This is a genomic window from Vibrio sp. 1069 (assembly GCF_033340555.1).
On record NZ_JAWOWP010000407.1, the window covers coordinates 1 to 686 of the forward strand.

Consider the following 686-nt stretch of genomic DNA (forward strand, 5'->3'; position numbering starts at 1 on the left):
CTAAAGAAGTGACGACGCTTGGCTTTAAACCGACCTCCAACGGTGGTTTAGAGATGAATTGCCGCAGCGATTACAAACTTCCAGTATGGGATAAAACGGGTCAAATCAAACAACAGTGTGAGAAAAAATCTAACTGGTTGAATAGTTTGTTTGATTGGTAGGATCTCCAAATCAACAACATGGACTTGTTTCACTGGTCAATTCTTAGTACATATTAGTGATCAAGTATTCAGTAAAGGAAGAAGTGGATGTTCAAAACGCTGTCATCAAGCCCGATGTCGCGCTATTTCGCGTGGTGGGTAAGTTTGTTTTTGATAGCCACTCCTTCTGTTGCTCAAGTCAAAAATGAGGATACTCCGACTCGTCCTAAAGTCGCGGTTGTTCTCGCTGGTGGCGGCGCAAAAGGTGCTGCCCACATTGGTGTCCTCAAGGCTCTAGAAGAAATGCCCATTCCTGTCGATATCATCACAGGGACAAGCATGGGAGCTTATGTTGGCGGTTTGTACGCGACAGGCATGAGCGCCGATGAAATCGAAAGTTTTATCTATTCCGTTGATTGGAACAGTGGTTATCGTGATCGCGTCGATCGCAGTCAGCGTCGCGTTCGTGACAAAGAATATGAAGACCGCTATCAAATCACGACCGACCTTGGTTTGCGGTTCGGCGAGGTTCGTGCTCCAACTGGT

1 protein-coding gene is annotated in these 686 nt (G+C 46.4%); it reads left to right on the plus strand.

Annotated elements, in window-relative coordinates:
* Positions 1-248 precede the first annotated feature (248 nt).
* Positions 249-686: patatin-like phospholipase family protein (locus R7040_RS26815; protein ID WP_318097644.1), on the plus strand; the 438-nt coding region annotated here is incomplete at its 3' end.